38 protein-coding genes and 1 tRNA gene are annotated in these 25,616 nt (G+C 59.3%); 3 read left to right on the forward strand and 36 right to left on the reverse strand.

The window, feature by feature from the left end:
* Positions 1–26 precede the first annotated feature (26 nt).
* From AC1RLW_RS08260 to AC1RLW_RS08435, 36 genes are all read right to left on the reverse strand, one after another.
* Entirely contained in the window at positions 27–2,315 is a 2,289-nt protein-coding gene (locus tag AC1RLW_RS08260) for a lytic transglycosylase domain-containing protein (RefSeq protein ID WP_493192724.1), read from the reverse strand.
* Positions 2,312–3,517, reverse strand: coding sequence for a hypothetical protein (locus AC1RLW_RS08265; RefSeq protein WP_493192725.1), 1,206 nt, complete (start codon positions 3,515–3,517; stop codon positions 2,312–2,314). The genes AC1RLW_RS08260 and AC1RLW_RS08265 overlap by 4 nt, the downstream gene beginning before the upstream one ends.
* A 1-nt stretch (position 3,518) precedes the next feature.
* A complete protein-coding gene (locus tag AC1RLW_RS08270; protein ID WP_493192726.1) occupies positions 3,519–4,754 on the reverse strand; it encodes a hypothetical protein in 1,236 nt (411 codons plus the stop codon).
* Positions 4,751–5,242: a hypothetical protein gene (locus AC1RLW_RS08275; protein WP_493192727.1), complete on the reverse strand. Its 492-nt coding sequence runs from the start codon at positions 5,240–5,242 to the stop codon at positions 4,751–4,753. The genes AC1RLW_RS08270 and AC1RLW_RS08275 overlap by 4 nt, the downstream gene beginning before the upstream one ends.
* Positions 5,239–5,490, reverse strand: a complete 252-nt coding sequence (locus tag AC1RLW_RS08280; RefSeq protein WP_354342601.1) for a hypothetical protein — start codon at positions 5,488–5,490, stop codon at positions 5,239–5,241. Before AC1RLW_RS08280 ends, AC1RLW_RS08275 begins: the two co-directional genes overlap by 4 nt.
* Positions 5,490–6,890, reverse strand: a complete 1,401-nt coding sequence (locus tag AC1RLW_RS08285) for a packaged DNA stabilization protein (protein ID WP_493192728.1) — start codon at positions 6,888–6,890, stop codon at positions 5,490–5,492. The genes AC1RLW_RS08280 and AC1RLW_RS08285 overlap by 1 nt, the downstream gene beginning before the upstream one ends.
* Positions 6,881–7,591 carry a phage adaptor protein gene (locus AC1RLW_RS08290; RefSeq protein WP_493192729.1) on the reverse strand — a complete coding sequence of 237 codons (711 nt, stop codon included), beginning with the start codon at positions 7,589–7,591 and terminating at the stop codon, positions 6,881–6,883. Before AC1RLW_RS08290 ends, AC1RLW_RS08285 begins: the two co-directional genes overlap by 10 nt.
* A gap of 55 nt (positions 7,592–7,646) precedes the next feature.
* Positions 7,647–9,734, reverse strand: a complete 2,088-nt coding sequence (locus AC1RLW_RS08295; RefSeq protein WP_493192730.1) for an SGNH/GDSL hydrolase family protein — start codon at positions 9,732–9,734, stop codon at positions 7,647–7,649.
* 11 nt (positions 9,735–9,745) lie between these two features.
* On the reverse strand, positions 9,746–10,027 hold the full coding sequence (locus AC1RLW_RS08300; protein ID WP_493192731.1) for a hypothetical protein: 282 nt from the start codon (positions 10,025–10,027) through the stop codon (positions 9,746–9,748).
* Between the two features lie 64 nt (positions 10,028–10,091).
* Positions 10,092–10,418, reverse strand: a complete 327-nt coding sequence (locus AC1RLW_RS08305) for a hypothetical protein (protein WP_354342591.1) — start codon at positions 10,416–10,418, stop codon at positions 10,092–10,094.
* A gap of 49 nt (positions 10,419–10,467) precedes the next feature.
* Complete coding sequence (locus AC1RLW_RS08310) at positions 10,468–11,463, reverse strand: N4-gp56 family major capsid protein (protein ID WP_493192732.1); 996 nt, start codon at positions 11,461–11,463, stop codon at positions 10,468–10,470.
* A gap of 19 nt (positions 11,464–11,482) precedes the next feature.
* On the reverse strand, positions 11,483–12,265 hold the full coding sequence (locus AC1RLW_RS08315; protein WP_493192733.1) for a hypothetical protein: 783 nt from the start codon (positions 12,263–12,265) through the stop codon (positions 11,483–11,485).
* Between the two features lie 42 nt (positions 12,266–12,307).
* Positions 12,308–12,553, reverse strand: coding sequence for a hypothetical protein (locus AC1RLW_RS08320; protein ID WP_493192734.1), 246 nt, complete (start codon positions 12,551–12,553; stop codon positions 12,308–12,310).
* Entirely contained in the window at positions 12,550–14,748 is a 2,199-nt protein-coding gene (locus AC1RLW_RS08325; RefSeq protein WP_493192735.1) for a portal protein, read from the reverse strand. Before AC1RLW_RS08325 ends, AC1RLW_RS08320 begins: the two co-directional genes overlap by 4 nt.
* Positions 14,749–14,751: 3 nt before the next feature.
* Positions 14,752–16,023, reverse strand: coding sequence for a PBSX family phage terminase large subunit (locus tag AC1RLW_RS08330; protein ID WP_493192736.1), 1,272 nt, complete (start codon positions 16,021–16,023; stop codon positions 14,752–14,754).
* Entirely contained in the window at positions 16,020–16,424 is a 405-nt protein-coding gene (locus AC1RLW_RS08335; protein WP_493192737.1) for a terminase small subunit, read from the reverse strand. Before AC1RLW_RS08335 ends, AC1RLW_RS08330 begins: the two co-directional genes overlap by 4 nt.
* A 490-nt stretch (positions 16,425–16,914) precedes the next feature.
* Positions 16,915–16,989, reverse strand: a tRNA-Arg gene (locus AC1RLW_RS08340).
* 103 nt (positions 16,990–17,092) lie between these two features.
* Positions 17,093–17,479: a hypothetical protein gene (locus AC1RLW_RS08345; protein WP_493192738.1), complete on the reverse strand. Its 387-nt coding sequence runs from the start codon at positions 17,477–17,479 to the stop codon at positions 17,093–17,095.
* Positions 17,473–17,715 carry a hypothetical protein gene (locus AC1RLW_RS08350; protein WP_493192739.1) on the reverse strand — a complete coding sequence of 81 codons (243 nt, stop codon included), beginning with the start codon at positions 17,713–17,715 and terminating at the stop codon, positions 17,473–17,475. Before AC1RLW_RS08350 ends, AC1RLW_RS08345 begins: the two co-directional genes overlap by 7 nt.
* A complete protein-coding gene (locus tag AC1RLW_RS08355) occupies positions 17,712–17,936 on the reverse strand; it encodes a hypothetical protein (RefSeq protein WP_493192740.1) in 225 nt (74 codons plus the stop codon). Before AC1RLW_RS08355 ends, AC1RLW_RS08350 begins: the two co-directional genes overlap by 4 nt.
* Positions 17,937–18,032: 96 nt before the next feature.
* Positions 18,033–18,638, reverse strand: a complete 606-nt coding sequence (locus AC1RLW_RS08360) for a recombination protein NinG (protein ID WP_493192741.1) — start codon at positions 18,636–18,638, stop codon at positions 18,033–18,035.
* Positions 18,635–18,886 carry a hypothetical protein gene (locus AC1RLW_RS08365; RefSeq protein ID WP_493192742.1) on the reverse strand — a complete coding sequence of 84 codons (252 nt, stop codon included), beginning with the start codon at positions 18,884–18,886 and terminating at the stop codon, positions 18,635–18,637. The genes AC1RLW_RS08360 and AC1RLW_RS08365 overlap by 4 nt, the downstream gene beginning before the upstream one ends.
* On the reverse strand, positions 18,883–19,290 hold the full coding sequence (locus AC1RLW_RS08370) for a recombination protein NinB (protein ID WP_493192743.1): 408 nt from the start codon (positions 19,288–19,290) through the stop codon (positions 18,883–18,885). The genes AC1RLW_RS08365 and AC1RLW_RS08370 overlap by 4 nt, the downstream gene beginning before the upstream one ends.
* A 121-nt stretch (positions 19,291–19,411) precedes the next feature.
* On the reverse strand, positions 19,412–19,816 hold the full coding sequence (locus AC1RLW_RS08375; protein ID WP_493192744.1) for a hypothetical protein: 405 nt from the start codon (positions 19,814–19,816) through the stop codon (positions 19,412–19,414).
* Positions 19,813–19,971, reverse strand: a complete 159-nt coding sequence (locus AC1RLW_RS08380) for a hypothetical protein (RefSeq protein WP_493192745.1) — start codon at positions 19,969–19,971, stop codon at positions 19,813–19,815. The genes AC1RLW_RS08375 and AC1RLW_RS08380 overlap by 4 nt, the downstream gene beginning before the upstream one ends.
* On the reverse strand, positions 19,968–20,252 hold the full coding sequence (locus AC1RLW_RS08385; RefSeq protein WP_493192746.1) for a hypothetical protein: 285 nt from the start codon (positions 20,250–20,252) through the stop codon (positions 19,968–19,970). Before AC1RLW_RS08385 ends, AC1RLW_RS08380 begins: the two co-directional genes overlap by 4 nt.
* On the reverse strand, positions 20,249–20,440 hold the full coding sequence (locus AC1RLW_RS08390; protein ID WP_493192747.1) for a hypothetical protein: 192 nt from the start codon (positions 20,438–20,440) through the stop codon (positions 20,249–20,251). The genes AC1RLW_RS08385 and AC1RLW_RS08390 overlap by 4 nt, the downstream gene beginning before the upstream one ends.
* Position 20,441: 1 nt before the next feature.
* Positions 20,442–20,630, reverse strand: coding sequence for a hypothetical protein (locus tag AC1RLW_RS08395; protein ID WP_493192748.1), 189 nt, complete (start codon positions 20,628–20,630; stop codon positions 20,442–20,444).
* A complete protein-coding gene (locus AC1RLW_RS08400) occupies positions 20,627–21,031 on the reverse strand; it encodes a hypothetical protein (RefSeq protein WP_493192749.1) in 405 nt (134 codons plus the stop codon). The genes AC1RLW_RS08395 and AC1RLW_RS08400 overlap by 4 nt, the downstream gene beginning before the upstream one ends.
* Positions 21,028–21,690 carry a DUF6475 domain-containing protein gene (locus AC1RLW_RS08405; protein WP_493192750.1) on the reverse strand — a complete coding sequence of 221 codons (663 nt, stop codon included), beginning with the start codon at positions 21,688–21,690 and terminating at the stop codon, positions 21,028–21,030. The genes AC1RLW_RS08400 and AC1RLW_RS08405 overlap by 4 nt, the downstream gene beginning before the upstream one ends.
* Positions 21,677–22,459 carry a YdaU family protein gene (locus tag AC1RLW_RS08410; RefSeq protein ID WP_493193067.1) on the reverse strand — a complete coding sequence of 261 codons (783 nt, stop codon included), beginning with the start codon at positions 22,457–22,459 and terminating at the stop codon, positions 21,677–21,679. Before AC1RLW_RS08410 ends, AC1RLW_RS08405 begins: the two co-directional genes overlap by 14 nt.
* Entirely contained in the window at positions 22,456–22,698 is a 243-nt protein-coding gene (locus AC1RLW_RS08415) for a hypothetical protein (protein WP_493192751.1), read from the reverse strand. Before AC1RLW_RS08415 ends, AC1RLW_RS08410 begins: the two co-directional genes overlap by 4 nt.
* A 29-nt stretch (positions 22,699–22,727) precedes the next feature.
* The gene (locus tag AC1RLW_RS08420) at positions 22,728–23,075 is read right to left on the reverse strand and encodes a hypothetical protein (protein ID WP_493192752.1); all 348 of its coding nucleotides are present in this window, start codon (positions 23,073–23,075) and stop codon (positions 22,728–22,730) included.
* 315 nt (positions 23,076–23,390) lie between these two features.
* Positions 23,391–23,531 carry a hypothetical protein gene (locus AC1RLW_RS08425; protein ID WP_493192753.1) on the reverse strand — a complete coding sequence of 47 codons (141 nt, stop codon included), beginning with the start codon at positions 23,529–23,531 and terminating at the stop codon, positions 23,391–23,393.
* A 3-nt stretch (positions 23,532–23,534) separates the two neighbouring features.
* Positions 23,535–23,699: a hypothetical protein gene (locus tag AC1RLW_RS08430; protein ID WP_493192754.1), complete on the reverse strand. Its 165-nt coding sequence runs from the start codon at positions 23,697–23,699 to the stop codon at positions 23,535–23,537.
* A gap of 3 nt (positions 23,700–23,702) precedes the next feature.
* Complete coding sequence (locus tag AC1RLW_RS08435; RefSeq protein ID WP_493192755.1) at positions 23,703–23,987, reverse strand: YdaS family helix-turn-helix protein; 285 nt, start codon at positions 23,985–23,987, stop codon at positions 23,703–23,705.
* 80 nt (positions 23,988–24,067) lie between these two features.
* Between AC1RLW_RS08435 and AC1RLW_RS08440 the strand changes: the two genes are divergently transcribed.
* From AC1RLW_RS08440 to AC1RLW_RS08450, 3 genes are all read left to right on the forward strand, one after another.
* Complete coding sequence (locus tag AC1RLW_RS08440) at positions 24,068–24,655, forward strand: helix-turn-helix domain-containing protein (protein WP_493192756.1); 588 nt, start codon at positions 24,068–24,070, stop codon at positions 24,653–24,655.
* A gap of 43 nt (positions 24,656–24,698) precedes the next feature.
* On the forward strand, positions 24,699–24,860 hold the full coding sequence (locus AC1RLW_RS08445; RefSeq protein ID WP_493192757.1) for a hypothetical protein: 162 nt from the start codon (positions 24,699–24,701) through the stop codon (positions 24,858–24,860).
* 267 nt (positions 24,861–25,127) lie between these two features.
* Positions 25,128–25,568 carry a hypothetical protein gene (locus tag AC1RLW_RS08450; protein ID WP_493192758.1) on the forward strand — a complete coding sequence of 147 codons (441 nt, stop codon included), beginning with the start codon at positions 25,128–25,130 and terminating at the stop codon, positions 25,566–25,568.
* Positions 25,569–25,616: the final 48 nt, after the last annotated feature.

A 25,616-nucleotide genomic window follows, 5' to 3' on the forward strand; every position in this document is an offset into this window, starting at 1 on the left:
TATGGGATCTGGCGAGGGATGAACGGTCACTGAGAACCGACCACGGGAGCGGATCGGTACAGCAGCTTTTCCACTTCTGGGCTGCGAGCAAACTGCAGTAGCTGATTCGACTGCGGAGTACCGGAAATGGCGTTCTTGACAATGCGACTGTTCAGTAGCGAGTTCGCCCCTCGTCCAGCAGCAGCACCAGCAGCCAGCGCCATCGGAACAGCCGGAACCCCGAGCATCGCAGCTGTTGTGCCAGTTCCTAGTGCCCCCATGCCACCGAATACCCGCTGTGCTGAGCCGTGTCCGCCCTCTCGCGGTTTCAGGAATTGAGCTGAGATGTCAGCCAACTCTTGAAGCTCAGGGTTGTTGATGTTCTTCATGTTCGCCAAGCGAGCTATGGAGATATTCCCTTCTGCACCGTTCTGCGCAAGGTTCTCCAGCGCGAGCATGTTCCCGTACTGCTTGCGCACCAGAGCGAAATCGGCGGCCTGTTGTGGGCCTAGCGAGCGATCCAGCGCAGCCATCAGTTTGGACTTCAGGTCACGCGCGTAGTAGGCCTCGGGCGAGTTGCGCTGGCTAATCCGGTCGAGCGTCCTCTTGATGTTGTAGGCCGCTTGACCGTCAATCTCGCCGTTCGCCGCCTTCAGCATGATCTCGTCAACCTGATTGCCGATGATCTTGGCGCCGTCCGTGCCAAGTTCCTTGCTCGCCATGTTGGCAGCGTCGGCTAGATCGTTCACAAACTGCGGATCGACCTTCACGGTGTTCGACTTCAGCACCTGATCGAACTTTCCCCCCAGATCTCCCTGAGCCTTCCGGAGTGCCGCCGTCACGTTGTCAGAGTTCTGTCCGAAGGTCTTGGACAAGGCAACGTTTAGTTGGTCCTGCATCTTGTCGAGCGTGGCAGTGCGACCACTGAGCGGAACGTACTCAAGGCTCCCGGCCAACGCGTTCAGCGGCTTGCTGTTCACCAGTCGGTCAGCGGGAATATCGATGCCCAGTTGCTTGGCGCGGTCAGCTAGCACCTTCACCTCTGGTGCCATCGCACCGCCAGTGACGCTGCGACCAATAGCACGCCCAACGGTTCCTGCAGCCATCGTCGCTGCCGGCAGTGCGCCACCAATCAGCGCGCCAGTTCGTGCTGAGCTCGGATCGACCAAGCCAGCAGACGCCCCGCCAGAGATTGCGCCGCCCAGCACCCGGGGCACAAGGTTTGCCGCCCCCTGCGCTAGGGTCGATGCAGGAGCGCCACCAACAGTCATGCCGCCAGTTTCAAGAGCCAGCGCAAGTCGCGGCAGCACTCCAGCAGCCTTGAGCGGAGCTGCCAGAGCGCCACCGACACCTGCAGTCCCAGCAATCTGCGCCCCCACATCGCCCAGCTGATAGGCCAGGTTCGTCGGGGCCGTTTTGTCGTATTCAGCAAGACCTTGGTTGCGGGCCGTGTTCTCGCGTTCCACCGGACTCGTTGGCTTCTGTCCCGTCACCAAGTTGGAGACGCCAGCCGCAGGCCGCTTGAATTTCGGGTCGATCAGGCCATTCGGGTCGTTGATGTCGCCAATCGCGTCGGCGCCCGCCTTCGTGCCAGCATTGATGATCGTGTTACCGATACGCGCCGAGCCACGAAGTGCGCCCAGTCCGATGTCCCTGGCGACTCCAGCCCCCATCAACTTTGCGGCGCTGCTCACCCGTTCGCCCATGGTTGGCGCAGGAGTGGGCGGCGTGGGCTGCTCTACGGGCGCCTTGGCCTTCTGGTAGGCCGCAAGCAATTCCTCGTCACTCATCGACTCCAGCGGATTCGCGGGCGTCTCGGCTGCGTTGGCAGACGGAATGACCGCCTCTACCCCACGCTGGATCAACCCCTTTTCCTTCGGCAGTCGTGCGGCTACTTGCTCGCCGTACTGCAACGTGTTGGGGGCGTTGGGGTTGCGTGGGTCGGACACGGCCACACCCCGGCGAGCTTTCTCAAGTCCACCGGGTCCGCCGTAGTATCCCGCCGCAGTAAGGGCCGGATCGCCTCCAGCTTGCTCGTAAAGCTGCTTGACGTACCGGATGCCTGCACGGGCGTTTTGCGTCGGGTCATTGATGTCCCAATCCTTGTCAGCAACGCTCTTGAACGTCGCGGGGATGATCTGCATACCACCTACAGCACCAGCATTGGAGGTCTTGGTGTTCTTGCCGCCGCCCGATTCCTGCGTGTAGATGCTGCGGGCGAGATCGGCGACTGGGCCGGTCACACCCTCTGCCGAAAGCGCCGACGTGAACGGGTCTTTGACCGACTTGTAAGCCGCCATCAACTCAGCATCGCTAAGGGATGAAAGATCCTTCATTTCAGCAGCCCCCGGCGACGCATCTCTGCCTCAAGAGCCGAGGCATCAGGCGTTGCCTTGGATGCAGCCTTCCCGCCGTTCAACGCTGCCGGCTGCTTGGCGTAGGCGCTCGTGTCCATCGGGTCGTGGCCGTAGTTGATGCGCACGTTGTCGATGTCGAGCTTACGCAGTTCCACCGCACGTTCGTTGATACGCTTGATCTCGGCCAGGCGTTGTTTCACAACCTCGGTATCGTTGATGTTCTGGAAGAGCTCGTTCCAGGCTCGCTGGGCGTCGCCATCGGTCTGGACGCCCTTGTTCAGTCGCAGCGAGTCGTTGCGCAGCTTTTCGAGGTTCGACTTGAACGAGGCGAAGTTGCGGCTTTCCTCCGAGCTGAATCCGCTGGCGTTGCGTGCGGCGTTCTTCAAGTTCGAGATCGGACCGAAATCGAGCTTCTTGTCCTGAATCTGCTTCTCAATAGCGCCGAGGTCCGCATTGATGCTCGACGCCGTGCCGATGGCATCCAGCCCTTCCTGCTGCATCTTGAGGGCCGCCGCAGGCATGGGCTTGAGAACCTTCTTCTGCTCGGCAGTCGTTGCGGCAGTGGATGCGCGCAGGTCTTGCCCACGGGTCGTGGCGGCCACGGTGTTGGCATTGTTTGCTGCGGAGGTCTGGGCTTGCAACCTCGCATTTGCATTGGGAGTGGTGTATTCCATCTCCTTCCACTTCTGCTCCAGTTGCTGCTTCACACTCATTGCCTGCGCCCGCTTCTCCTCGATCAAAGCGGGGTCGTACTGGGCCGGCATCTGGGCGGCGGCCTCTGGGCCGAAGATTTGTGCCGTTTGCTGGCGCGCGCGCTCCCACGTAGCCTGGTCCCTGACGCCGTTCATGATCTGACCAGCGACCTCGTAGTTCTTCAAGTGCTGCTCTACCTGAAGCTTCATCGTCTCAAGGCCGGACTTCTTTTGTTCGTTCTGGAACTTCAGGGCGTCCTGCGCTGGCTTCACAAGGCCGGCCTTGTAGTAGGCGCTCGCAAGCCCTTCGGGCGCGGTGCCTTGAGCAATCCGGCGCTGCTCGGCGTCGTCCTGCATGCCCTGGCGTAGCTGCGACAGCTTCAGGCCGCCAAGCTCACGCTGCATTCGCTGATCGTCTACCTCTCCTTGAGAAAGAAGAGGCGTGACGCCTTTGCCGAGGTTCAAAATGATGCTGGGGTCGAGTGCCATATCAAGAGGTCCATCCCATGGAAGAGTTTTTGATCGCGATGGGGTCGTTTCCACCAACGTACCCTGTATAGCCGCTGTACCCGCCACCGTTATTGCTCAGGAGGCTGTTCCAGCCTTGAGTAGTACTGGGGTTGTTCGTGCGGAATGCATTCACAAGCGAATTCGCTCCATCTCGCAACGCGTTGCTGTTGGCAACTTCCGACGCTGCTGCTGTGTTCGCCGCGCCAGTCAAGTTGCCGCCAACGGCCGCCGCCGTCTCATTGCCAGCCGCCCCAACCTGCGCCGCCGAGTTCTGCCCCAATTGAGACTGGCCCGTCAGGAAGCTGTAGATCGTGTTGCGGTTCTGGTTGTATGCACCAAGGTTCGTATCCCAGGTGCTACGAGCGCGACTGAAGCCCTCATTGAACTTCGTGCCGGCGTAGTCCTCGTTGAACCGAGCGAGGTCTTTCATGGCGGCGCCAGACAGGAAGTTGCCTCGTGCAGCCTGACCGCGCTCGATTCCCTGCGTTCCCTGATCGAGGCCGAACTTGTATCCCGGGTCCGTCAACAGGTCTTTGCCGGTGAAGCTGAATTCCTCGCCGTTGCGATATGGGCGAAGCAAGGATCCATAGGTCGGATCGGCCTTCAATGCGTCTTCTTGCGCCTTCTGCTCGGCGTAGTACTTCGCAATCTCGGCGTTCAGGCCTTCTTCGTCAATCGTGGAGGCAGGCCCGTCATTGCCATTCCCCGCCGTAGAAACCCACTCTCGTGAGCCCGTTTCGCCAATCTCGTTGCCCCAATACCCTGGGCCAGTTCCAGGCTGCGTCCAAGAGCCGTTATTGTTCTTGGCTTGCTGCTGGAAGTAGTCGTTCGCTCCCTGCGGTCCCAAAGCGTCGATAGCTTCCTGGCCCGTGCGATACATCGGCCCCGCATTCGGCGCGGTGGATTGGCGGGTAAAGCGGCCGAGCAACTGAGCGCGCACCTGATCCGGCGTCAAGCCCGTTGCAAGGCCCATCGAAGTGACGCCACTGGACCCGACGCCGCCAGTCCCAAGGTAGCGACTCAGCAGGTTCTGTGCACCAACTCCGGCCTTGGTCCATGGCGACAGATCTTCGCGCATCTGAGCCTGAGCAATGATCGCGGCCTGATTGGCTGCATCCGAACCGCCCTGCTGCGCTGAAGCCGCATTCTTCGATGCGCTCATCTGGGAAACCGTCCCTACGGCGGCAATACCCGCCCCGACCCATGCGACGCTCATGACAACTCCTCCTGATATTCAGTGGTGGCGACTTCCGCCTCGATCTTTTCGATGTCGGTTTCGTCGGTCCTGAAGACGTTGATGAAAACCGTGTCCTGGTGCGCGTAGCCGACCTTTTGAATGCCAGGCTTTGACACTGCGACGTGCCCCGCCTGGAGGCGCCCCATGCCCGTCTCAGTGAGAACGGAGATGTCGCCCTTCGCAACGATGTTCACGCACTCTTTGAGGTGAAGCTTTCCAACCAAAAGAGAGCCTTTCGGGATGAACAAGGTTCGCGTGTAAACGCCGTCGATCAGCGTGTGCTGCACATCAAACTCACGCTGCTCAGTAGTCGGCAGATCAAGAAGGCTTTGCGTCCATGCGCGAATCTGCTTGCGAATGGCAGCTGGCGAACGGTCAGGCACGTTGAACGTGACTTCACCATCCACCAAGACGAGCAGCGCCCCTGGCCTCGTCATCGCGAAGCCTTGCCCATACTTGACCTTCATGCCGGTGCGCCTGCGGCGTCGTGCCAAACAATCGGGTTGATCGAGTGCAGCCAGACAGGCAGCCCCAGGTCTTCGTCGTAGTAGAAGCGGCCAACCCACAGGAGCGACGTGGGGCGCTCTGCCGTGGGGCCGCTCTGCTGCGAAGCAAGTGCTGCACGATGGGTGCGACTGAGCCACTGAGCCCATGAAGTCGTCCAGTTGCCGGCAGAATCGAACGGCTGACCGCCTGGGATGTCGTAGGACTTCATCAGTTGAACTCCGCCCACGCACCGATAAACACGCACTTCACAGGATCAGTCACCCGCAGACGAAAGACCCAGTCGCGGCCACGGCCAAGACGAAGGAACAGCGAACGGCACTTGAACTGGCCCATCGCGCCGATGTCGCGCCAGATCTCTTCAGACCACGTATGACCGCCGTCCTTGCTGTATTGCAGCATCAGTTTCGGCTGCGAGCCCTGCCCTGTCAGCAATCCAACACCGCCTTCCATCTCGATCCAGAGCTTCGACAGGAATGTGTATTCACCGGTCGATTGATGGCGAGACACCAACTCGCGCGCGATGGACTGGCCGTCGTCGGTGTAGATGCCGTCTTCAAAGCGGTATAGCTTGCCGTTCTCGTAGTCGGTGACATACGAGCTGTCCAGAAAATTGATCTGGATCTCGCCACGGTGGCGGCCACCCGACGACTCGGCGCGATGCCACTCGCGGCTCAGACCATCGAACACCCACGACTCATTGGCAGAGGGGAAGCTGATCTGGTAGAACGGATGCCCACTCACCATGTAGGCAAAGGCAGTCGCATTCGACACGCCTTCATACTGGCTGAAGATGTAGTCCATCTCAGGGTTCGACACGGGCACTGCGCTGTAACCCGACAAGGTGCAAACCTGAACAGCACCAAGACGGTTTTTGCGCAAGAAGATCATCGAGTCCATGAACTTGCACAGCGACCAGCGCGCAGCAAGGCCCCACTCAATCGCCGCAGCACCTACGCGAGCAAACGGAAAATCAAGCGCCCCCGAATCGCTCCAGAACTCTGTCGTTTCACTTCCAAACAGGACGATCTGCCCGTTGTCTGCGATGACTCGGATCAGGTTGTCCGGATTCGACTCAGCCGTTGCGAAATCCAGCGAGGTCCAGCCAGTCAGCCCATCAAGCGGCGCCGAAACATAGAAGCGGCCAGATTCAGGCTTCTGAACAATGAAGTACTGGTTCAGGAACGTCACCGTGTCTGCCCCCGGGAAATCCGGGTCGGTGATCTGCGCAAACGTCGAAGTCCCCGTGTCGTAGATGTACCCATTCGGGCCATCCACGATGATGATCTGAGTACCGTTGTCCGACATGTCCACACGCCCAGCAGACGTGAGCAACGTGCCGATGTTGGTCATCGTCCCATCGTTCGTCACGCGCCACAGCGTGAAGCGGTTGACGATGTAGAGAATGTCGTCCTTCTTCCAGGCCCCACGGCTCGCATACGCGCCGAAGTTGACGAATGTCGTCAAACCGGGCGTTGGATAGAGCGTCAGAGTCCCCTTCTCTCCGTCCTTTTGGATCTCGGCGTACAGGTTCGTGCGCTTCTGCGCATCGACGTTGTACGACTTGCCGAAGTTGCCAAGCCCGAAGAGAGGAACAGGCCTTATCGCCATTCCAGCGGCCCCGAGCGCGGATAGGCGCAGTCATCGACCGTGAAACTGATCGGCGCCTGGTCGGTCGCCCATTGCAGCATCAGGAACTTTTTCTGTGCAGCACGAGCGGAGATTTCCGCACGGATCGTTTGGTCCACGCCGTACTTCAGTGAGATCTCATCAGCAAGGAAGTACTGCAGGCTGTTGACGAACTGCTGCTGGATGTTGGTCGTGCCAGCAAGGATCACGTCCGGCAGGATCGACTGATAGCTCAGCGTCAGTCCCGGCTCTTGCGTCGGCGCCGGGTACAGGTGAAAGCTCAGATCGGGCGAGACGTAGAACACCTCCGGGTAGTCCGCCGTCTTCGTAAGGTCGTAGGCCTCCCAGATAGCTTTGGGGACTTGCTTCAGGGGGCGCGCTGAGCCAGACGCATCGGTGTACTTCAACAGGGGCACGCCGAAGTAGTCGGTCGGCGGCGTGACGATGCTTGGCGTTCCGATGGTCCACGTGATCGCAACAGGGTTGTTCGAGATGCGCGGCCATTGGAAGCCGTAGCTCGGAAGCTCCTTGATGACGCCGTTCAGCGCGTCCAGGCACAGGTCCGCATCCTCATCCTCCACCTTCTCTCCAACACCAATGGATTGGCAGAGCTGCAACGCACCTTGGATGACCTTGATCGTGGTCAGCGACCAGTCCAAGCTGGCATCAATGACGATGGTCATGCCGTCCTTTCAGGCAAAAAACCCGCCGAAGCGGGCTGGGTGGTGGCGGCCATGGTCACGATGCTTCTACGACAAACTTCAGCGAAGACGCATAGGTGGTCCAGTCGGCAAGCACCAACTGCGAGCCGTCTTGCTTGCGCAATTGGAAGTACACGTAGCCGTCGTAGTAGTCCTGCGGACTGACTGTTATCTGCTGCAGTCCGTTGGCGTCAAACTGAGAGACGCTCAGCCGAGAAAGCAGCGTCTGGGAAACGGCAAGATTCACCTTGATCGTGTAATCGTTGAACTTCTCGATAGACACGACGGGTAGGAAGTTTGGATCTCCCATCAGTCGCAGGAAGGAGAATGCGGACCCGCTCCAAACCGTGTAGATGCGCGCTGCTGGTGGCGTTGGCGATGTGAACCGGTACGCGCCCATCGAGTTCGTGCAATCGAGATAGCCCGGCTTGATGTCGGCCTTCGGCAGCACCAGCGAGGCAACCTTTTGCGCCAGCATCGTGTTCCCCTGCTTGGAGAAGTGGATGCTGTCGAAGCGATAGACGGAGGCCGGCGTGCTCGCGAAGAAGTCTTCGAGATCAACGAACGCGAAGCCGCGCCTTGCTGCGATCTCGCGCGCCTTGTTGATGTAGCGCTTCATCAGCGCCACTGAGATCACCGCGCCTGTAGTCTGTGGGGGCGATATAAGCAGCATCTGCGCGCTTTCCTTCGCTGCCAGAAGTCCGTCATAAATGGTTTCCAGGTTGGCACCGTATTGGGAAACCGTCTGCGGACCACTGATAGCGCCAGCCCATCCGTCGTTCGCGCCGATGATCACGATGGCCAGATCGGGGGCGAAGGAGGTCAGCGCAGTAGATAGGTTGTCAACCAGCCATTTCGAAGAGGTAGACCCCTTGCCTGTCAACTTGACGTTGCTCAGCGTCGATGAGATTCCGCAGAAGACCACTTCGCGATTAGTCGCGTGTGGAACCGACGCTGTGCCGATCCATTGGGTGAGCGTGATTTTTTGAGGCAACCCGTTGTTTGAGAAGTTCGGGACTTCAACGAAATGCAGTTCCCGACCTTGATACGGGCTCGCCACCGTGGTCCCCCCGGTGTTCCATGCAACAACCTGGTTCACGCCATTGACCTGCACGTTGAATGAGCACCCCGTGTCCAACGGGTTCTTCAGGAACCACAGGTAAATCTTGTTCTGCGGCCCGGAGTGCTTGTAGTAGAAGTTCGCTTCCTGTGCCTGTGCTGTAGCGCGGATCATGTTGACCCGGCCATTGAAAGGCATCAGGAACTGCGCGGCACCATTCCCGTACAGAGCGACAGGGCCAACCGTTCCTGTCCCCATCTGGAACACCACCTCGTCACCATGCATGAAGAACGGGTCGTTACGGATCAGCGCATCACGCAGAACGAACGACCACGAGTTCAACCCGGGGTAGCAGTCCGTCGCGTTAGCCCGCCCCGTGGCGTCGAAGTCCTGATGGTTGTAGCTCAGGCTGTCGCCAGTTACCACCACAGTCGGGTAATTTCCCGCCGTCGAGAGCCGCTGCGGAAAGAGAGACGAGAGCTTGCTGATGGCCCTCGTGAACACGCTGTCCGGGTACATCTCCTTCACGGAGTAGTTGGGGAAGCGCGCACCCTGATTGATGAACTCGCGGACGTTCTCCAGTCCAGTCAAGTCGGCGTTGATTTCGTAGTCGCCGGGCGGCGCAAGCAGAGACTTCCCTGCTGCTGCGGTCACCGCGTCCTGCACCGTCGGGTAGTCGAGCACGTTGGTGGGAAGCTGTGCCTTCGTAGGCCGCCCATCCAGCGCATCCTGTACCGTGCCCTCGGGGGTGCCGACCTTGGTGGCGCCGTCAGTGGCAGCAGCTTCGGCTTTCTTCAGCGCATCAGCATCGATGCCTAGAGCATCTGCGATCAGGACATCCGTGTACGTGTTCACACCACTCACAGCGATGTCGTACAAGCCATTGGCTACGTAAAACTCGAAATAGCCGTTTGCGTTCGTCGTCAGCGGATTCGGCGTGACTGTGACGCCGTCGTCCGAGTAGATCGTTGCAGGAGTAGCAGTCCCCGCGAGCTTGACCAGCACCTTGATGCCAACCACCGCATCGCCGTTGCGTGCCGCAATATTGTTCTGGTACTTCTGCATGACCTATGGCCTCAGGCTGCCTCTAGGGTGTACTGATAGGTCGGGATCGAAACATCCGACCAGTTGCCTTCTTCATCCTGGACGCGCGTGTGGGTCACGGCATGACGAAGCGCATCGAGAAAGTTCTCATCGATGGTGGTCGGGATATTGCGCGGGTATGCGTTGATCTTGTAGTTGTGGCCGATCTCCACGGGCGCACCTTGGCCGTGGAATGTGATTCGGTGCTTCTTGAGTGCGGGTTGCTGCCCGGAGATTTGCGGGGCTTCGCTGCTGTTCGGGATACCACGGGGCATTTCGTTTCTCCAAAGAAAAAGGCCCGGTGGTTAGCCGGGCCTTGGGGGTTAATGGATCGTCGGCTTAGCCGAGGGCTTCCCACACGAAGGTCTTGGAAGCAACCATCGTGGTTGCAGTCACCGTGAAGGTGCTACCCGACACGGCGATGCCGTTGGTGGTTTCCAGCGTTCTCGTGCCGGCAGCGACGGTGTGGATCGAGCTGGCCGAGGCCATGCCCGTCAGCCACTCGTCACTGATGCGGTCGGTGACGTTGTGGAAGCGAACCACACGAGGCGTGAAGCCCACGGTGAAAGTCGCAGCCGCAGCAGCACCAGCGTCGGAGACGACGTAGCCGGTGGCATGGTTGACGATGCCGCCGCTATTGGCTTGGGTGTTGGTGGTGAGTGCCATGATGGTCTTTCAATGAAGTGCGCCCACGGGTTAGGTGGGCGCTGTTGGGTTAGGCGGAAGCCAAACTTTCCAGGCGCAGAAGCCATGCCTGGTTCAGAACGACGGTGGTCGTCATGGCCTTCCAGCCCACGGTGGCGCGCTGGTTCAGCGGATCGGCTGCGCCGGCAGAACCGAGAGGCTTCACGATGGTTTCCATGGCGTGACCGGCGAGCGGCACATTGCCGTAGGCATCGGCTGCGATGAAGAGCGTGGCGTACACGTCGTTCGAGCCGCCGCCAGTTGCCTTGTAGCCTGCGGTCGTCGCGGTCGTGGCGTTCACCCAGATCTTGCAGTTGGTCGAAGAGACGAAACGCAGGTTCTTGTACGAGCCGATCTCGTCTTCGATGATCCCTTCTTGCGAGCCGTAGTCCGAGGTCGATTTGTAGCCCGTGATGGACTCCAAATCGTGCTCAACGTCCGGGTGCACCAGTGCGATGAACGACTTGCGGACCGAACCAGTGCCAACCTTGTCGGAGGCGTCGACGCCTTCCTTCATCCACTTGGCGTTCTGGTTCTTGAGGAACCGGATCACCTTGTTGAGGTCGTCGGCAGTGACCTTGTTCACCAGCGCGAGGCGGTTGGCGACGGCGGAAGCGTAGGCCACGTTCGTACCGGCCACGAGCACATCACGGCGGATGAGGTCGATGGTCGTGCCGGCCTGGTCGCCGAGGATGTCGGTCGCCTCGGTGATCACCGGGTCTTGGTTCAGCAGGCTCACCTTGTCCGACATTGTGACGAAATCGCCGTACTGGAGAGGCGTTGCCAGGATGTCGGTCGTGGAAAGCTGCGAGCCGGAGGGCGTCACACCCTCGACAAGCGCGGTCGTCGCGGCTGCGAGCTGCGAGTAGCGGCGGAACTTGACTTGCTCACCGCTTCGGGTCGGGAGCGGACGCTTCTGGCCGAATCGACCGTGAATGTCGTTCGGCTGGGCGCGGCGCAGAAGGTTGCGGTCGTAGAAAGCCTGATTGCCTGGGGCGACTTGGCTCAGGGTGGTCACATTGGTCATGTTGATCTTTCTCTAGGGCTTAGTACCCTTTGACGCGCTTCACCTCGCGGGCAAAATCAGCGTCGGACATGTTTTTCATCCGCTCGGCCATTGCCAGTTGATCGTCCGGGGCGACTCTCGCGGAGCCTCCACCAGCGCCAGCGCCTGGAACAGCCATAGCGGACACCTTGGCTTGCTTCGCAACTTCGGCAGCGAATCGCTTGCCAACCTGTTGCTCTGTGAAAGCCAGTTTTTCTGCAGTGATTTCACGAATCGCTACCAGCGGGTCATTGACCTCAGGGCCAAGAGCGTCGAAACGCGCCTTGATTGCCTTTTCAAGCTCAGGATCGATCGACACATCGAAAATGCCCGGGTGGACCTTCTCAATGGCTGCCTGCCATTCCTGCGCCTTCTGCTCTTCCTGATGTCGCGGAGTCGGATCTTTCGCAACGAAGCGGATCGCATCTGCCAATTCCGGATTCGCATCCAAAATAGCTGGCTTGTTTGCCTCGCGCTCTGCTGCTTCTCGCCCTCGACGTTCTTGCGCGCGCTCTTGAGCCAGTTTGGTCGCCCAGGCTTGGTTGTCCTTGGCGATCTTTTCGGCTTTTGCTACGCGCTCTTCGAGAACCTTGATTGGGTCCGGCTCTTCGGTCTTGGGCTCTTCAGCCACCGGCTTCTTCTCGGGCTCGACAACCTTCTCAGGCGCCTCTACCTTCGTGAACTTGCCGTCAGCGCCTCGTGCGGTAGTTGCTTGCGCATCCGCTTCGAGCTTTGCTGCTGCCTCGTCGTACTCCTTCTGGTATTGCTCGTCATTCACTTGCATCGAATTTGCTCCTTCGGGCCCTTGCGGGTAGTCCGTCTTCCGTCAACCTGCCCCGTCCTCTTCGGATAGTGGGGCGCGCATGCCTTCAAGCTCCGACAGGAGCGTTTCGGGCAATTCCTTCATGTCGCGCAGCGCCTTGATACGGCCACGCGTCTGTTCGTCGTCTTTGTTGATGAGCTGCACGGTGAGCTCGCTGACCTTTGCGTCGATCTCGGCCACCACGAACGGCCATGCGGTCTTCGTGCGCTCCAGCCAGTCGGTGATGTAGGAAATCCGTACCGCGCTCATTGCGGCTCAACAGGCGGTTCGCCCAAAGAAAAACCGCCTTCAGGAGGCGGTTCATTCGGGGCAATCTCTTCTTGCGGAGGCATGCCAGGATCTGGCGGCATCTGCTCAGGCGGCGCGAGCTCTTCGGGCGGCGGCTCAGGAGGTGGTGTTTGTTGCTCCATCATGTGTGCCAGAGCCATCGCAACGGCCTGATTCACCATGTCGGTGATCGCACTCGGGTCCATGCCTGGCGCAGCAGCCAAAGCGCTGTCCTTGGCCTTCTCGATGGCGAGCAGTGCATTGGCCTTGTCCGCGTCGATCTCGGCCTTCATGCGCTTGAACGACTCATCCTCGGACTTCTGCTGCGCCTTCTGCAGGTCTTGCTGGGTCTTCTGGAGCTCTTGTCCCATCTGCTCCATCTGCTCGGCGACCTGCATCATTCGCTGCTTCATCTGCGGGGGGATGTCGCCCTCGCCTTCCTTATCCTCAAGGATGGGCGACTCCTTGCCGATCTCCATCACTTCCCAGGTCTGACGAAGCAGCTCCTTGGCGTCGATCAGCGGCGCGGTGACGGGGTTGCCAAGCGCGAACTCCGAGAACGCGCGAATCTTGTTCGTCAGCACTTCCTTCTGCATGAACGAGGCCGTGCCGGTGGCTTGCCAGTCCATGAACGACGACTTGCCGAACTCCTTGATCTGTGCCCACAACTGAGCCGCTTCATCGCCGTGGATCTTCTGCACCGTCTCGGGCGTCAGATACTTGAGGTTCCAGTCGATGTAGCACTCAACGATGGGCTCAATCCACATCGAATCGATGTTCTGGATCACCTCTTTCATCGGCAGCGAGCTCGCCGACATGATCATTGAGATGCCGGAAGCGGTCTTGTTCAGGTTGCGCGAGTCGTCGCCCTGCGTGTACTTGGTGATGCCGGTGTCGTCATCCGAGAACTGCTCAGACATGCGGATCACGTCAATCCATCCGCCAGTGATGTCGGGCTCAACCTGGAACTGGATCGCCGCTTGCCTCTGCTCAGGCGACAGGCCCGGCTTGAACTGGTAGACCTTGCCCGGGTACTTACGGAAGTCCTCAGCCGGCATGAACGCAGAGCGGTCCACTGCAGCCGTCCCAAGCAGAGCCATGCCCTTGCCTTCCATGAACAGGCGGAAGGCTGCATTCGTGACCTTCTGATGCGGCGCATTGTTCTCAGCGACACCCACACCCCACATTTCATGCTCGACAGCCTCATACAGGCAGCGATGCGCCGGGCTCTTGCCGCTGTAGGGGTTCTCCACCGCCTTCACAACGACGCCACCAGCCATGATGATGATCGCGTCCACCATGTCGCCCATCTGGCGCTCTTCAGCATCTGCGGCCAGCATGGACGATTCACTTGTTTGAACGCTCTTCGACCACGCGTCAAAAGTCGAGGCAGGCACCTTGCCGAAGAAGCGCGCAACCTTGATGCGGTCGTTCTTGAACCAGTACTGAACGTTGCCGCGCATCTGCGATGCCCGCTCCGAACCAGTCTCGTTGCCACGGTCGCCCGGGCCGATCATCGCCATCTCGACGTTCTTGTAGCTCTTATCGCTCTTCCATGCGGCTACTGTCGTCGGGCTCTCCATCGTGACCCAGAAAACGCCAAGGCCGCTTGCAACCTCACGCGCTTCCGGGTCTGGGTACACGTCAAGCGTGTTGCCGAGCTCGAAGTAAGGAAGGTCAAACTCGAACTTCTCTTCGGTCAGGCCCTCATCCGTCGCCATCGTCTCGGTGATGACTTCCTTGCGCACGAACGGGCCGAACACGAAGCCAGTGCCGTAAGTAGCCAGCGTGTTCACGCCAGTCTTCAGAAGCTCCTTCATGTGGCCGCGCTCCATCTGCTCGGTGATGATGTCCTCCATCACGTCAGCAAAGGGCGCAAGTTTCTCGTTCGTTGGGGTCGTGTCGAACGGCATCTGACCACTGCCAAACAGCGCATCGGTGATCTTTGCCCGGGCCGCACGCACCTTGTTGCGGGTGGAGCCGATGAACAACCCCTTGGCCTTGCGCGAGCGGGCAGCACCAGTGCCGCTGGTGTCGTCCTCGCGAGGGATGCGCAGCACGTCCTGGTAGCACTCAAGAAGCTTCAGTTCCTGCGGCTTGCGCGCATTTTCCCAATCGACAAGGCGCTGTTCGAGCAGCAAGCCTAGCGAAGTGGTTTCTTGGAGCGTGTCGGCCATAGGTTAGAAGTAAATCCCTGATTCGTCCGGTTGTGCCTGAGGAAGCGGAGGCAACTTGCCCCAGTCTTCGTTGGTCATGCTCTCCGCGTTTACCGCGATGTAGCGAAGGTTGTCCGCGCCGTGGCTCCACTCGTCATGGAGCGGAGCGCCTGGCTCGTTCGTCTGTTGGTTGATGCTGCGGCGATAGCGCTTGGCGCACTGCACCAGCCTTGCCGCATTCGTCTTGTCCATGTACAGGCGCGGGAAGGTCATCCGCGTGAGCCTGATGCCGTCCTCTACGCTGATGTTCGGGGTGATCTCCACATCCCAGCCCAGCGCCTTCATGATGTCCTCCGCACTCTTGCCAGTGCGGTAGTCCTTGTGCCTGCCGTCGTGGGGCAGATAGACCTTGCCCCAGTTGTATTTCTTCTCTTTGAGCAGCGCCGAGTAGTGGGCCAGCGTCTTGTGGCTGTCCTCGATGTTCTCGATCACCGCCAGCGCCGAAACGCTCTTCTGCACCAAGCTGATCGACATCGCATCGTTCCAGCCCAAGTCGAAGATCACCTGAACCTTCAGTTTCGGGTCATGCGGAACGTTGCAAATCCGCCCCTCTTCCTCTGCGACAGCAATCTCATCGTAGTAAATGGCCCCTGCAACAGCAGGCTTGCACTTACCTTCCCAGATGTTCTCGTACTCGGACTTAGGTAGCGTCGCCTTGGCGTGCAGCCGCTCCTTCTCCAGCACCTCGGGGAACCACGGGTTGTCCGTGTAGTTCATGTCAACGATCAGCGCGTCTTCGGGCTTGTTCGTGATGAACCTGTCGTATGTCTCGTCAGTCTCCAGCTCAGGGTTGAACGACAGCCAGATCTCAGAACCATCCTTGCGGATCGTCGGAATCAGCACCGACCATGACCGCTTACTGACCGACTGGGCCTCTTCCACCCAAACGATGTCGCATCCCTCGAATGACTTGATCGAGTCCACCGTCTGGTCAGACAAGCCAGAGAATGAGAACTCCGTGCCGTTGGCGCCTCGAAGCTCGTTCTCCAGAACCCGATAGAACGAAGTCAGCCCCAGCGCCTCGATCTGGTCCTTCAGCAGCTTGTGAACAGACTGCTTGATCGACTTCTGAACTTCCCGCGTGCACAGGATGCGCAGCCGCCTGGTCGTGCCAAGCACCAGCAGCGCACGGGCAAAGCTCCATGACTTTGCACTACCCCGCCCACCCTTTGCCCCCTTGTAGCGCTTCCGCTCTGTCAGCAAGAAGCCGAGCTTCTCGGGGATTTCCAGTCTCATCGAGCCGGCTTGATGAACTCGACGGTCCAGTTCATATCCACAGGACCGCCGTTCGCGCCAGTGATCTCCGTCTTCTCGACATACAACCCGCTCGCCTTGCCGCGAGCGATCTCAGCGGCCACAGCAGCGGCGTATTTCTCAGCCTTCTCCGCTTTACCACTCAGGTCCGCCAGGCGCTGCAGATGGCTCTCAAGCGTCATCTGCGAGGCCTCCACGACTGGCGCCCGAAGTTCCGCAAGCCTTGAGGCGATCTTGGGGTTGTCTGTGAGTGCTTTCGCCTCCCGATTCACGGACTCGGGCTTCATCCGCCCAGCGCTGTAGCAGCGTCGATAGGCCTCACTGGCGTTCCCCGTCTCCATGTACGCGAGACAGAACGCTTCTTGCTTCTGTGTAAGCGCCATGGTGGTTCCTGAAATAAAAAAGCCCGCTAGCCTCTCGACTGCGGGCAATGTGGCAACTGCGTTTGCCTGTGATGAATCAGTGGCCGGCGCTGATCTCCGGCTTTCCTGATATGCCATCCGCTTATAGAGTCTGAGACTACAGGGTCACTCAGAGCCCACTTCGCTTTAGCCGCGCATCAGCCTGCGCATTCACTGAATAGGTGCCGGGTCAGACTGAAGCTAATAAAGCCGATGGTGGTCGTTGATCTGCCCGGCGAACGAAAAAGCCACCGAGTATTGCTACTGGGTGGCTTGTGGGTTGATGGCGATGCGGGCGGCAGCCACTGGATTTACTTACTTGTGCGCTACCTCTGTACGAGAGGCCCGCTTTCAATGCCAGCGCCGGCGCTACTTCACCATCACGGCTGCGGACTGCTTACCGTCTCCCGAACCAGAGGCTACGTTGGTACGCAGCCAAGGTGTTGGGTCTTCCGGCAATCCGCATGCGTCATGGAGCGTCGCGAAGGAATCGAACCCTCATAACCGAGGTAGAAGCTCGGCGCTCTATCCGTTGAGCTAGCGACACATTTACCTTCCGCCGACGCCACACCATCCTCACGGAAAGTTCGATTCATGCGTCTGCGCGGTCGATTGCGCGCGATCCTACACGATGTTTCTTTCGTGTGCAACTACTTTCTTCGGTTTACCAGCATCGTCCTGCCTCCATGGACAAGTGCGGCCAGAACTTCGTAGGTCACGCCCAGTTCCCGTGCTGCTACTGCTGGGGGCGTCTTCGTCCTGACGTAGCTCCAGCGGATAGCATCGCGATTCTTGTCTGGAAGCTCTCGGACGGCCTTCTCCATGACGCTCCCGTCCAGCGAGTCCAGCGGGTCGCTCAGTTCAGGCGCGTGCCACTGGCGACCGTGGGACTTCCCCATCTTCCAGATCGGACCCACCCATGACGGGCGACGAACTGAGACGTAGCGCGCCCAGTTCTCCAGCCTCTTGTGGATGGCGTGGTGCTTTGGGTCCACCAGGTGGAAGTCGATTGGCTCGATCTTGGTCTTCATCAGCATGGTCGCCCTTCTTCTCCCAGTCCGCGCTTTTCTATGCCTGCCATCACGCCCTCAACACCAGTCCCCCAGTCTGACCAACCTTCAGCGATGTCATGGCACGCGCGACGTTCCCGCAGCAACGCATTGCAGATGGCCATAAGAATTTCAGGCACTTCCGCCACCAACTCATCTGGCAGACCCGCCTCTTGCGCAACAGATCGGGCGATGGCTTCGTTGAAATCCCATGATCCGTTCATACCGCCTCCTTGCTCGTGTCCAAAAGGTCTGGGTCGATTACAGGAAGCTCAACCGGCTGCAGCGTTTTGCCTTCGAGTCGGTAGACGCGGTTCGCAGTGGCGACATACAAATTCCCCTGAAACATCGTCATCGCCTTGATGTCTTGTCCGCAGGGTGTTTCAGCCAAAACCTCCCATCCTGGCCTCCATTCGTTCGGCAAAACTTGTGATTCTTGGTTCATTCGGCGTTCACCTTCACAGCCGCCCACATGAGCGCGACGAAAACGATGGCGCCGCACACTGGTAGGACCACAAAGAAACCAATCGCTTTAATAACTTCAGCGTCCATTCTGTTTCTCCAGTCTTCGCAGCCTCTTGCCCATGACGGCCTTGAAGCGCACGAGGTACTCAATGTCGAACTTGGCAACATGGTGCATTGCCTCCAGATGCTCGACCCATTCATTCCCGTGGTCCCTGACGAGGGCTTGCCTGAATGCCAGTGCCATGCCTCCCTTGTGCCGGTTGCAGACGATGCATTGCAGCTTGATCTGCGGCATCCAGAAACGAAGGTGAGGCGCACTACCCACCGAGCGAAAATGGCCGGCATCGTAGGTGCCGCCGAACTTCTGCGCTGGCGTGGCTCCGCAGGTATAACAACCCTCTTCGCGAGACAACGCTGTGAGCCGCACAATCCTGTTCACGATCACTTGGCATTCAGCAAGCCATTTCGCCCTCGGCTTCAGCTTCTCTCTGGTCTTCCGGTCCAGAGCTCTTTCGACTCTCTGCTTAGCCTTGCGTTCCCGCTCTTGCACTCTTTCTTTCTTAGCTTTAAGGGCTGCGAGAAAGGCGTCAATGCAGTGAGCATGGATGCGCATTCCCCGCTCTTCAGCGGTGAAGCGCTCTTTGCAGTGACGGCAGCGGGTTGGGAGGCGGGAGAGGGTCATTGCGGCTGAAATGCGGGGCCTGTCCAAACCTGCTTCTCGCCGGTTTCTTTGATCGTCACATCAATCTGATTAACTTGGCCGTAGCGGTGGTCATCGACCCAAGTCATCCCCGTAATCTCTGCCCCTGCGTCCTGTGCGATCTTGCTGATTGACCACCATGCGATCAGATCAGGAATGAATCGATAGAACTCCTCCTCGCTGAACTTCATAAGATCAGTGATGTGTTCGATTGCGTACCGCTCGTTCATGCAACCTCCATATAGTGCAAGTCCACATCCCGCGCAGCAGCGGTCGCATGCAGAAATTCCAGCCAGTCGCTGAACTGGTTCTTGCCAAACTTGCTGGTCTTGAGCCCGAGCATCACGACGCCGCCATTCAGGCCCTGAGCGAGCCGCACGGTTTCGCCCTGGAATGCGGCAGTGAGGATGTCTTTCCATTCCTCATCCGTGAGCCAGACCATCTTTCCGTTCACAGGCCATTGCACTTGGTCGGCGAAGGCCTGCAGGATCGGCCATTGAGCGGCGTTCTGCTCAAGCGTGCGGGTTGGCTCCTGCACAGTGACGATGTAGCCGTCTGGTGCGTTCTCGACGCCAGCATGGGCACGGCGGCGGGCTTCCTCGTGTGTGAGGCGGTAGGTGTGCTTGTCGCTCATAGAAATGCCCTCCCGACCTTGCAAGACGCCTTCTCCACCTTCACCCCTTGAGCGCCCAAGGTGAAAGTGTTGGCAAGCAATGTGCCAAGGCAGCAGGCTAGCAACAGAGCGATGAGGTATTTCATTTGGCACCCCACACAGCATGCAGCGAATGTCTGCTTTGAAGAGCTGCCGACACCACCTCGTCTGCAACTGCTGGCGCAGCCACAATGCGGTGCTCGAATGGCGGCTCCGGCTCGTCGTCGTGGTAGACCGGGAGACTCGCGTCCACCGTCACCACCTTGGTCTTCTTCTGCTTGTTCATCGCGACACGCTGGGCAATGGCCTCGCGCTGTTCCAGCCACTCTTTTCCCGCCTCAGTGATGCGGTACGGCTGGTCATCAGCACGCATGGACTTGTGCTTGCGCAGAACTGCCATGGCGCGATAGACCTGAAGCTCTGTCAGGCCCAGCCTCTGCCCCATCTGGCGGGCGGTGTAGAGGCCATCGTCAGACATCAGCTTGAGAAGCATCATGGTGTGGCTCACGATGCATCCTCCCCAACGATAGAGCGGTAAACCTTGCGCCACAGCTTCCCCTCTTCGGTGAACCATGGGTAAGGGCATGCATCGAGGATGGTCTGACCAAGCTTGGCGGCGCGCTGGGCGTCGTTGGTCACGGCGCGAATGACGTATTCAGTCATGCAACCTCCTTGTGCTGGGTGGGCACCGGGAGCCATTGCAGCGTTTCGTCTTGGACGTCTTCTCCGGGGTCGCGGATGGGGCGAAGACAGCTATCGATGGCAGTGCAATGCAATTCGCCCCAGGAGTCCAGGACAGGTCGATCAGTTGCCCATACGACTTCACCTTTGCCATAGCCGTGGCGGTTATAGCCATCCAAGACGTGCAAAACTCTCACGATCTTTCCCTCATTCCCGATAAAGCTACGGACGAATACCGCCAAATCACCCGGCTTGCAGTTCATACGGCCTCCTTCATGTCGGCCAACACAGGCGAGCCGCCATACCGCTGCTTTGCATCAGCCATCGAAGCAGCAGGACCAAGCTCCCGCCACTTCACTGCGAACCATTCCTTCTTTACTAGCTTTCCCGAGCGGTCATATTCGGTGAAGAACATGCCGGTGGGGATGCGGACGATTTCAAGGGCGATCATTTCAGTTCTCCTTGCGTTGGCGGCCGGATTCAATCGGCCCGAAATAGACGGGAATGCGCGATGTCGCTGAGGGCTTCGCATGGATGGGCACGGTGCCTTTGCTGTCATTGCCGCCCGAACGCAGTCGATGCACTGATTCCACTGAGATCCATCCATCCGGCGCGAGCGCGTGAGTCTTCTTTCTGGTCATCTCTGTTCTCCTGTTGATGGCCTCGGCCGGTTGGCGAACCGCCACTTGCCCACCGCATTGCGCTCGATGTGCCCGTCCTTAGCCAGCCGATGCAGGTAGTCGTGGCCGGTCTGCTCCGTCACCTTGAATCGCTGTGCGATGCAGGCTTGAGGGGGCAACTGGTCGTTCTCCGCAAAGAACTCGTGGCAATAGGCCAGCACCTCGGCCATGAGCGCCTGCTTCGCCAGCTTTAGGTAGGCCCCCTTGCCCGGGATGCCTGTTGCGTGCGCCCGGGGCTTCCTGACCTTCGGCCCTAAAGCGACCTTGACCTTGACCCTGGCTTGATGCTGTGGCGTCGGCAGGCCTCGGAGTTGTGCGGCGATGCGGTTTGCCGCTTGGCATTCGGCGCTGAATTCGCTCATGCTTCACCTACCGTTTCAATGCGGCGCATGACGCTGGTGGAGGCCAGTTCGGCGAAGGACGCGAAGCCAATGGCCGTCTTGCCAGCAGCATTGCCGCCGCGATAAACCAGCTTGCAGCGCTCAGGGTCGCCGACAACGGCAGGGCGAGGCAGCTTCAAACCCTTGCGCTCGTATTCATGATCTGGCGAGCGGTCGCCCGACAGCCGACGCGGATAGTCGAACTGGCCGCGCCCGGTGTAGGCCTTGTGCGACTCGCAGAAGCGATGTTGCAGGTAGCTCAGTTCCTTGGTTTCTGTGCGGCATACCTTCGGCCAGCCGCCAAGGTCTTCAATCGCTGCATGGATGGCCGGGTCATCGAAGATCACATCGGTGTAAGCACCAACGCTGCTCATCGCTTCCAGGGCCTTACCCCATGCGAGCTGCGCGCGGTCGGTGTGCGTGCCCTGCAGGATCCGCACAACATCGGCGACCTTCGGAGCGAAACGTCCATGCTCGGCATCAGTCGCATGGCTCTGCATGGCCTTCCGGACTTGCTCCATGTCGAAGTTCTCGCAAGCGCCCCACCATGTATCCAACAAAAATTTGCTGGTGTCTTGGCGGTAGTACGCCATCACGTCCTTGACCAATTGGCCGAATGCGGCCCGTTCATGCTGCTGCATCGATCACTCCTTGATTTGCCCATTCATCAACGACGGATTGACCACGCTGCTCCAGCGCCTCCTGCTTGTTCACAGGCTGGCGCTTGCCGGCGAGGTGCAGGCACGTGGCCTTGAGGTATTGCGCGGCGTCGGCAGGCTGGGCTACGCAGGTTGTGCGCACCGCCTCGATAACGATGGCGTCGCCGTAGTCGCCGACCAGCTTCCCGACGAACGAGCCGCACTGCGCTTTCGGCATCCCCTGCTCGGCAAGCAACGACTTGCCCGTGCTCCAAAGCTCTGCCTTGGTCATTTCGGCGGGCGACTTGACGGCCTCGCCGTCCGTTCCGATAGGAACGGAATTAATGGGATTGGTAATGGGATTGGGATTGGGAGCTTGTGAGTTGCTTTTCTGTGGGTTCCCAGAAATAACCGAGTGGGTTTCTTCTGGGTTATTTCTGGGTTTCTGCTTTGGGGGCCTTCCACCCTTCTTGCCATTGACCCTTGCGCGCTCCGAAGCCTCATTGGCTTTCACGATCTCAGCCTCACAACGTGCATGTGTCCAGCCTGCATCCGTCAGCGTGAAGAACTCGGTGAGCACGGTTTCGACTGCCTTGCGTTCATCCTTAGCCGTGGCGCGCACCAAGCGGCAGGCCTGAGCGATCTCACAGGGGAGCGCTTGCTCTCGGCTGTAGTACACATCCAGCAGACGGCGATAAGCGCAGTCCTCCTGCCACGACAGATGCGCCGTAGCAGTGAGGTAGTCCCCGATGTGATGCGGGTAGAAGTTCAGATCCCACCCCGCTTGATGGCGTCACGACGATGCGCATCAGCCTGGCCCTGCTCGCGGCCCGTGACCGGGATACCGTGGCGGACGATTGGCTGCAGGCCCTTGAGGCGGACAACCTTGGGGGCACGCTCGTGCTTGATGCCCGAGGGCGGGAAGACGAAGGGAGGCTGCTGGTGCATGAAGTCAGCCGTCTCGTCCATTGCTGCCACCATGTCAGGCGTCAGAAGGTCTTGGTTGAGCATGAAGGGTCCTCTCACGCACCGCGTGTGATCTAAGCGAAAGACTTGAGCGCCTGCATCTCTTCGAGCGGCGTCAGCTTGGCGTTGTTGGCGATCCATTGAGAAATGGCTGTGTTGCCGCAAACCCACTCGAAGCCACGAATGGCCCAGCCCGGCAAGTCGCGCTCGCGCTTGCTCGGCTCCAGGTAGGTCGTGACGTGTGGGGCGTAGAGTCCGGCTTCGCATGCCAGAGCCGCCTTTGTCATGTTCCGCGCGCGGCGCAAGTCCCAACACAGGCGCACGGCCTCGCGGTAGGTCTTGCATGCCGTGACAAGTCGCGGGTCCACGACGCTCGGGGCGTCTAGCCTGCAAAGCAGGCCCTTCAGTTGCAGCTGTTCCATTGGTGCCTCAATAGAAAAATCAAAACGGATTACCTGTTGAATGACCCGTTGGCACGGGACAAAACTAAGTGCATGTCGAATCCGAAAAACATGCCCTTTCTGACGTACCCGGCCACCTTTGCTGATGCCTTGGGAGGCACCCCGCTGACAAGCAGCGCGAGTGGTGGGCACGTCAGAAAAAACACGTGGGTGAGTGCGCATACAGCCGCCCTACTCGGCCTCGCCGGGCTCTTCGCTGCTCAGTGCAGCAAGGGCGCCACCAGCAAGCGCAATAGCTCCAATGAGCATGAGAGCGGCTTCGAGGTACATCACGGCTCAGTCCTCAGTGGAGAAGCCGTACAGGCCGATGCACGTAGCAATCAGGCCAATGGCGAAGGTCGCGCCAAGCTCGCCAAGTCCGTGCGAGATGAGCGAGACGCCGACGATCAGGAACATGAGCGCGATGAAGTGGTTCATAGCTCACTCGCTCAAAGCAGTGGTGCGTTCGCGGTATTCGTCGAAAGACCAGCCACAGCCATCGCAACCCCATCCCGACACGAAGTAGTCGCCCTCTTCGGTTGCGAATTGGTGCATCTCAAGATCGCACTCTTCACAAACGGGCTTGTCTTGCTTCTTGTCCGTCATGGCCTACACCCCTTCCTTTGCTTCGGAGCGGGTGCGGCGCTTGGGGGCGGCCCGCTCGACAAGATCGGGCCAGTGCTTTTGCCAGTCGTCTGGGCGCAGTTGCTGGCGCGAGACGGCCCCGTGGAAATGGTCTTCGAGCGTCCGGCAGTGGTACGGCGGGAACGGCTTCAGGAGCTTCGTCCACGGCCACACGTTGCGGCGATCTTCATACCCAAGGATGCGGGCGACCTCTGCATGGTTGTTGCCTGCGAGTTCGAGCACCTTGCGGTTGGCGGCGATTTGCTTCATGACGCCCAGTCTAAACACATTAGACAGACGTGTCAAACCTAAATAGACCCGCCTTCAGGGTCGGGGTCTACCCTGATTTCATGGCTGATAAATCTGAAATTGACCCCGCGCGCCGTGGGCTGGGGATGCGCCTTGCTTCTGCTCGGCAGAACAAGGGGTTCACTCAGCAGGACATAGCGACCCGCTTCTCTCTCAACAAAGCGACTGTTTCCGCGTGGGAGACGGGCCGAGGTATTCCTGACGCGCTGACGCTGCGCGACCTGGCCAAGCTCTACGGCGTGAGTGCCGACAGCCTGTTATGGGAGGACTCATTGAGCGCCGAGGGGGTGAAGTTCGCAGAGGCGTTCGACGGGATGGACGAGCAGCAGAAGCGCACCCTAAATGCGATCTGGAAGGCCTACATCCAAGAAAGCGCGTCCGACGCTCAGGCCGAAAAGTTTATGGCTATCACTCGCATTCCCAAGACCTCAACAGGGGAAGCCCTCAGTTCAAGTGAAAAACCAAGGGAAAATACGGAAAGTAGTAGTTCCGTACACACTGATACTGAGATGACCGCAGGAAAGGGTTTCCGGGGCGGCGGAACCGTCCGCCCTCCTATTCAGAGGGAAAAGCGAAATGGGTCTGTTACTAAGCTTGCCGATAAACCGCCGAAAAAGGGCTCTCGTTGACGAACTGGAGGGGCTGCTGCTGCAGGCGAGGAAGGGAGAGCTGGTGAGCCTTCTGTATCTTGCAGAAGGCGCAGATCTGAAATATTCATACGGCCTGGCGGGCGACTACATCGACGCCCCCGAGCGCGCTTTCGTGCCAGCCACCAAGTGCATGTACCAGTTGAGCGTCTATATCGATAAAACAGGCAGGAGCCTGGACATCTGAGGGAAATATGAAGCTACCGTTCTTTCTTGCCGCATCCATACTGACTGGCTGCGCCGTCCCCACAACAGGCGTTATCCCCCTGACCGATGGCCTGAGGAAGGTCACGCATCAGGGCGGGAGCTTCATGGTTCCCACCTCCACCCTGAAGACTCGGGCTGTGGCAGAGGCGAACGAGAGCTGTGCGCCGAAGACTGCCCGCGTGATCGATGTGAAAGAGACTCAGGCGAAGCCCATGGGCGGATGGCCTGAAGCTGAGGTGCTTTTCAAGTGCGAGTAGCCCTCCTTGCTGCGGCGACGCTCGTTTGCGTACTTGCGGCACAACCGACGCCCGCGCATGCCAAAAACTTCAGCGGCGAGCTTTGGCAGTCCATGGACTCCACAGCAAAGCTGTCTTGGGTGAATGGGTTTCTACAAGGGGCGTCCCTGGTTTCCACGGTGGCGCCCCTGTATCTCTGCGACGATACCAAGGCGTCCTATGAGTGCTACAAGAAGATCACAGACAAGATCGACCGCGTCCTCATGGACCAATACAAAGGGGTAGCCATCTCCCAGATTGCCGACGGTCTAGACGGCTTTTACGGGGACTACCGCAACAGACAGATAGAGATCGTATGGGCCACGACCTACGTCGTTCAATCCATCAAAGGAAAGCCGGCTGCCGAGCTTGAGAAGCAAGTGGAGTCACTGCGGCGAGACGCCTCCAAATAACCAGACCACACCCCAACGAGCCGCCCACCGAGGCGGCTTTTTTTCGGC

This window comes from Variovorax sp. GW822-FHT04A09 (assembly GCF_058801005.1).

Bases quoted from the DNA above. Each gene is read 5' to 3' on its own strand.
- AC1RLW_RS08260 (WP_493192724.1), bottom strand. From the start codon at position 2,315: ATGAAGGATCTTTCATCCCTTAGCGATGCTGAGTTGATGGCGGCTTAC.
- AC1RLW_RS08265 (WP_493192725.1), bottom strand. From the start codon at position 3,517: ATGGCACTCGACCCCAGCATCATTTTGAACCTCGGCAAAGGCGTCACG.
- AC1RLW_RS08270 (WP_493192726.1), bottom strand. From the start codon at position 4,754: ATGAGCGTCGCATGGGTCGGGGCGGGTATTGCCGCCGTAGGGACGGTT.
- AC1RLW_RS08275 (WP_493192727.1), bottom strand. From the start codon at position 5,242: ATGAAGGTCAAGTATGGGCAAGGCTTCGCGATGACGAGGCCAGGGGCG.
- AC1RLW_RS08280 (WP_354342601.1), bottom strand. From the start codon at position 5,490: ATGAAGTCCTACGACATCCCAGGCGGTCAGCCGTTCGATTCTGCCGGC.
- AC1RLW_RS08285 (WP_493192728.1), bottom strand. From the start codon at position 6,890: ATGGCGATAAGGCCTGTTCCTCTCTTCGGGCTTGGCAACTTCGGCAAG.
- AC1RLW_RS08290 (WP_493192729.1), bottom strand. From the start codon at position 7,591: ATGACCATCGTCATTGATGCCAGCTTGGACTGGTCGCTGACCACGATC.
- AC1RLW_RS08295 (WP_493192730.1), bottom strand. From the start codon at position 9,734: ATGCAGAAGTACCAGAACAATATTGCGGCACGCAACGGCGATGCGGTG.
- AC1RLW_RS08300 (WP_493192731.1), bottom strand. From the start codon at position 10,027: ATGCCCCGTGGTATCCCGAACAGCAGCGAAGCCCCGCAAATCTCCGGG.
- AC1RLW_RS08305 (WP_354342591.1), bottom strand. From the start codon at position 10,418: ATGGCACTCACCACCAACACCCAAGCCAATAGCGGCGGCATCGTCAAC.
- AC1RLW_RS08310 (WP_493192732.1), bottom strand. From the start codon at position 11,463: ATGACCAATGTGACCACCCTGAGCCAAGTCGCCCCAGGCAATCAGGCT.
- AC1RLW_RS08315 (WP_493192733.1), bottom strand. From the start codon at position 12,265: ATGCAAGTGAATGACGAGCAATACCAGAAGGAGTACGACGAGGCAGCA.
- AC1RLW_RS08320 (WP_493192734.1), bottom strand. From the start codon at position 12,553: ATGAGCGCGGTACGGATTTCCTACATCACCGACTGGCTGGAGCGCACG.
- AC1RLW_RS08325 (WP_493192735.1), bottom strand. From the start codon at position 14,748: ATGGCCGACACGCTCCAAGAAACCACTTCGCTAGGCTTGCTGCTCGAA.
- AC1RLW_RS08330 (WP_493192736.1), bottom strand. From the start codon at position 16,023: ATGAGACTGGAAATCCCCGAGAAGCTCGGCTTCTTGCTGACAGAGCGG.
- AC1RLW_RS08335 (WP_493192737.1), bottom strand. From the start codon at position 16,424: ATGGCGCTTACACAGAAGCAAGAAGCGTTCTGTCTCGCGTACATGGAG.
- AC1RLW_RS08345 (WP_493192738.1), bottom strand. From the start codon at position 17,479: ATGCTGATGAAGACCAAGATCGAGCCAATCGACTTCCACCTGGTGGAC.
- AC1RLW_RS08350 (WP_493192739.1), bottom strand. From the start codon at position 17,715: ATGAACGGATCATGGGATTTCAACGAAGCCATCGCCCGATCTGTTGCG.
- AC1RLW_RS08355 (WP_493192740.1), bottom strand. From the start codon at position 17,936: ATGAACCAAGAATCACAAGTTTTGCCGAACGAATGGAGGCCAGGATGG.
- AC1RLW_RS08360 (WP_493192741.1), bottom strand. From the start codon at position 18,638: ATGACCCTCTCCCGCCTCCCAACCCGCTGCCGTCACTGCAAAGAGCGC.
- AC1RLW_RS08365 (WP_493192742.1), bottom strand. From the start codon at position 18,886: ATGAACGAGCGGTACGCAATCGAACACATCACTGATCTTATGAAGTTC.
- AC1RLW_RS08370 (WP_493192743.1), bottom strand. From the start codon at position 19,290: ATGAGCGACAAGCACACCTACCGCCTCACACACGAGGAAGCCCGCCGC.
- AC1RLW_RS08380 (WP_493192745.1), bottom strand. From the start codon at position 19,971: ATGACTGAATACGTCATTCGCGCCGTGACCAACGACGCCCAGCGCGCC.
- AC1RLW_RS08385 (WP_493192746.1), bottom strand. From the start codon at position 20,252: ATGAACTGCAAGCCGGGTGATTTGGCGGTATTCGTCCGTAGCTTTATC.
- AC1RLW_RS08390 (WP_493192747.1), bottom strand. From the start codon at position 20,440: ATGATCGCCCTTGAAATCGTCCGCATCCCCACCGGCATGTTCTTCACC.
- AC1RLW_RS08395 (WP_493192748.1), bottom strand. From the start codon at position 20,630: ATGACCAGAAAGAAGACTCACGCGCTCGCGCCGGATGGATGGATCTCA.
- AC1RLW_RS08400 (WP_493192749.1), bottom strand. From the start codon at position 21,031: ATGAGCGAATTCAGCGCCGAATGCCAAGCGGCAAACCGCATCGCCGCA.
- AC1RLW_RS08405 (WP_493192750.1), bottom strand. From the start codon at position 21,690: ATGCAGCAGCATGAACGGGCCGCATTCGGCCAATTGGTCAAGGACGTG.
- AC1RLW_RS08415 (WP_493192751.1), bottom strand. From the start codon at position 22,698: ATGCTCAACCAAGACCTTCTGACGCCTGACATGGTGGCAGCAATGGAC.
- AC1RLW_RS08420 (WP_493192752.1), bottom strand. From the start codon at position 23,075: ATGGAACAGCTGCAACTGAAGGGCCTGCTTTGCAGGCTAGACGCCCCG.
- AC1RLW_RS08425 (WP_493192753.1), bottom strand. From the start codon at position 23,531: ATGAACCACTTCATCGCGCTCATGTTCCTGATCGTCGGCGTCTCGCTC.
- AC1RLW_RS08430 (WP_493192754.1), bottom strand. From the start codon at position 23,699: ATGACGGACAAGAAGCAAGACAAGCCCGTTTGTGAAGAGTGCGATCTT.
- AC1RLW_RS08435 (WP_493192755.1), bottom strand. From the start codon at position 23,987: ATGAAGCAAATCGCCGCCAACCGCAAGGTGCTCGAACTCGCAGGCAAC.
- AC1RLW_RS08440 (WP_493192756.1), top strand. From the start codon at position 24,068: ATGGCTGATAAATCTGAAATTGACCCCGCGCGCCGTGGGCTGGGGATG.